General features: G+C 50.5%; 4 protein-coding genes and 1 pseudogene. 2 read left to right on the top strand and 3 right to left on the bottom strand.

Annotated features, from left to right (window positions below; translation table 11 throughout):
- Positions 1-15: 15 nt before the first annotated feature.
- Together ABYW01_RS17600 and upp are read right to left on the bottom strand one after the other, a co-directional pair.
- Entirely contained in the window at positions 16-1305 is a 1290-nt protein-coding gene (locus ABYW01_RS17600; RefSeq protein WP_372835284.1) for a uracil-xanthine permease family protein, read from the bottom strand.
- Positions 1306-1324: 19 nt separating this feature from the next.
- Positions 1325-1951 (bottom strand): uracil phosphoribosyltransferase, encoded by a 627-nt coding sequence (upp, locus tag ABYW01_RS17595; protein WP_193954907.1) that lies wholly within the window; start codon positions 1949-1951, stop codon positions 1325-1327.
- A gap of 171 nt (positions 1952-2122) precedes the next feature.
- Between upp and ABYW01_RS17590 the strand changes: the two genes are divergently transcribed.
- Positions 2123-2683, top strand: a complete 561-nt coding sequence (locus ABYW01_RS17590; RefSeq protein WP_372835282.1) for a hypoxanthine-guanine phosphoribosyltransferase — start codon at positions 2123-2125, stop codon at positions 2681-2683.
- Positions 2684-2827: 144 nt separating this feature from the next.
- Positions 2828-2989 (top strand): hypothetical protein, encoded by a 162-nt coding sequence (locus ABYW01_RS17585; protein ID WP_372835279.1) that lies wholly within the window; start codon positions 2828-2830, stop codon positions 2987-2989.
- Positions 2990-3012: 23 nt separating this feature from the next.
- Here ABYW01_RS17585 and ABYW01_RS17580 read toward each other — a convergent pair.
- Positions 3013-3213: pseudogene (locus ABYW01_RS17580) on the bottom strand (ParA family protein); the annotation flags it as partial.

Genomic DNA, 3213 nt, shown 5'->3' with positions numbered 1-3213 from the left:
GAACGAAGGAATCGCTTAGCGGCTATGATCAACCATATCTTTCACCACCGCTTCCTCTTCGTGCAGATCATCTGAGGACACCTGCGGCATAGGCAGAACGAGGTTTAGCACAATCGCAATCAGACCACACAAGCTCACACCTTGCAGGTTCAGGTCACCGCTACCCACAGCCATGCCACCGATACCAAACACCAGTGTCGTGGAAACAATCACCAAGTTGCGTTGCTCGCCCAGATCAACGCGGGCTTTGATCAGCGTATTCAAACCTACGCTGGCAATCGAACCAAACAACAAGATCAGAATTCCGCCCATCACCGGCGCTGGAATGGTTTGCAGCAACACACCGAACTTAGATACAAACGCCAGCAATATTGCAAATGCTGATGCCCACAGCATAATTTTCGGATTGAAGGCCTTGGTCAACATCACTGCACCCGTCACTTCCGAGTACGTGGTGTTAGGTGGGCCGCCGAACAATGACGCTGCCGATGTCGCAATACCGTCACCAAACAGGGTCCGGTGCAGGCCCGGCTTCTTCAGATAATCCTTGCCGGTTACATTACCAATCGCCAGCACATCACCCACGTGTTCAATCGCAGGGGCAATCGCCACCGGTAACATAAACAGGATCGCCGCCAGATTAAATTCCGGCATCACAAACTCAGGGATCGCAAAGACCGGCGCTTCCGACACCTTGGTCATATCAACCATGCCCATGGTGTTCGCAACCGCATAACCCACGAGGACACCGGCTAGAATCGGCACCAAACGGAAGATACCTTTAGCCATGGTTGCCACCAATAACGTGGTTAACAACGCAGCCATAGATACGATCATTGCATCCTTATATGGGAACAGCTCAATCGCACCATCGCCGGTTTTGCCCATCGCCATATTCACGGCGATTGGTGCCAGCCCAAGACCAATCACCATAATGACCGGACCGGTGACAACCGGCGGCATAATACGGTGCATGAATCCTGAACCTTTTACTTTGACCATCATCGCCAGCAGCATATACACCACACCCGCAGCGAACAGCGCCCCCATGGTGGCAGAAACACCCCAGGTCTGAGTGCTGTAGGTAATCGGTGCGATGAAGACAAAAGATGACGCCAAAAACACAGGAACTGTGTTTTTGGTCACCCAGTGGAACAGCAACGTTCCCATGCCCGCTGTAAACAGCGCAACACTAGGATTAAGCCCGGTCAACAACGGCATCAACACCAATGCGCCAAAGGCAACAAAAAGCATCTGCGAACCTGCCAGTATGGTGCGCAAGTCCGTGATCTTCGAATCACTCATTCAGGGTTACTCCTGTGAATTACTGAGTACCAAAGATTTTGTCACCCGCGTCACCCAGACCCGGAATGATATATCCCTGTTCATTTAAGTGGCTGTCTACCGATGCCACGTACAAGTCCACATCCGGATGCGCCGCCTGCAATTTTTCAATACCTTCAGGTGCAGCCACAAGCACCAGTGCACGAATACTGGTACAGCCAGCGTTCTTCAACATGTCGATGGTCGCAATCATGGAGCCACCGGTTGCCAGCATAGGATCGATCACCAGTGAGATACGGTTATCGATGTCACCGGCGAGCTTTTCAAAATACGCCACGGGCTCCAGTGTTTCTTCATCACGGTACAGACCGACGACACTGATTTTGGCGCTTGGCACCAGATCCAGTACACCGTCCAACATCCCTAATCCGGCACGCAGAATTGGCACAACGGTAATCTTTTTGCCTTTAATACGCTGGGCTTCAACATCGCCGCACCAACCGTCCAGCGTATAATTTTCCAGCTCCAGATCCTTCGTTGCCTCGTAGGTCAATAGACAGCCTACCTCAGCAGCCAGCTGGCGGAAGCTGCGGGTACTCATATCCTTAGCTCGCATTAAGCCAATTTTGTGCTTAACCAGCGGGTGATTGATCTCTTTTACACTCATTTTTTGACCTCGAATGACGCTTTTTGGAAACAAAAGGCACGGATTGGAAAAACTTGCTAATATTAGCGAAACCATTCAAAAAAGTCATTTAAACGGCCGCAAAGCGGCCTGCTAATTTGGCGCGCTGCATCCCTTTCCTTTGCCCTGAAAAACCGGAGTTCCGCCACCCTTATGAGTACCATCGATCTGGAACAGATTAAGCAGGTCTATATGCAGGCAGATCTGTTATACAGCGAGTCGGAAGTTGAACTTGCGCTGCACAAAATGGCCGTGGCGATTACCGACGATATGCTGGATATCAACCCCGTGGTTTTTACAGTCATGAATGGCGGTTTAGTCACCGGAGGTAAACTTCTGACTAAACTGGTCTTCCCGCTCGAAGCTGGCTATATGCACGCCACCCGCTACCGCAACACAACAACGGGACACGGCCTGGAATGGAAAGTACCACCGCAGATCAACTTTGAAGGCCGCTCCGTACTCATCGTTGACGATATTCTGGATGAAGGCCATACACTGGCGGAAATCTATGACTACTGTATGCAAGCCGGTGCCAACGAAGTACGCATCGCGGTGTTGATCAACAAGCTGCACGACCGTAAAGCCCGCCCGGAAATGAAGCCTCATTACGTCGGCATTGAAGTTGAAGACCGTTATGTCTTTGGGTATGGCATGGACTATCAGGGTTACTGGAGAAACGCGCCGGGCATTTACGCCATCAACGGTAAATAGGGGTGTCATATACCCAATCACCAACGCCCTCCGAAAAAGGCGCAATTAAGACAAACGGATGACGTAAAAATGAATATTTATCTATTGTCTGTGAGGGTATTTTCGTTAGAATCGATGATGACTCAAATAACCAATGGTTAAATCATGACGGAAGTCGTCATCCTGGTCGTATCGACCGCTCTGCTCTTTCTCTGGCTGATCAGTTTACGAACGAAAGCGGCCGAACTACGTCGTCAGCGTCTATTGCAGACGGGGTATACAGACAGTCAGCAGAACTACCGCGAATCAGATCAACACTCCGTCTGACTCGCGACCTGCTGCGTCAGACGTTATTTCTGTAGATCATCAAACAGCGCAAGGAACTCTTGGGTCATCTTGTGTTTTGGCGCCAGATGAATCAGTGGAATACCTTCGTTATGAGATTCTTTCATCTTAACAGACGATGAAATCTTAGAATCCAGCACCGGCAGATCATCCGCCAGCAATTCATCCACTATGGCCTGCGGCAACGTTGCACGTGGCTGAAACTG

It is taken from the genome of Pontibacterium sp. (assembly GCF_041587635.1).
Classification (GTDB): Bacteria; Pseudomonadota; Gammaproteobacteria; order Pseudomonadales; family Balneatricaceae; genus Pontibacterium.
This window is presented reverse-complemented; position numbering and strand designations above follow the sequence as displayed.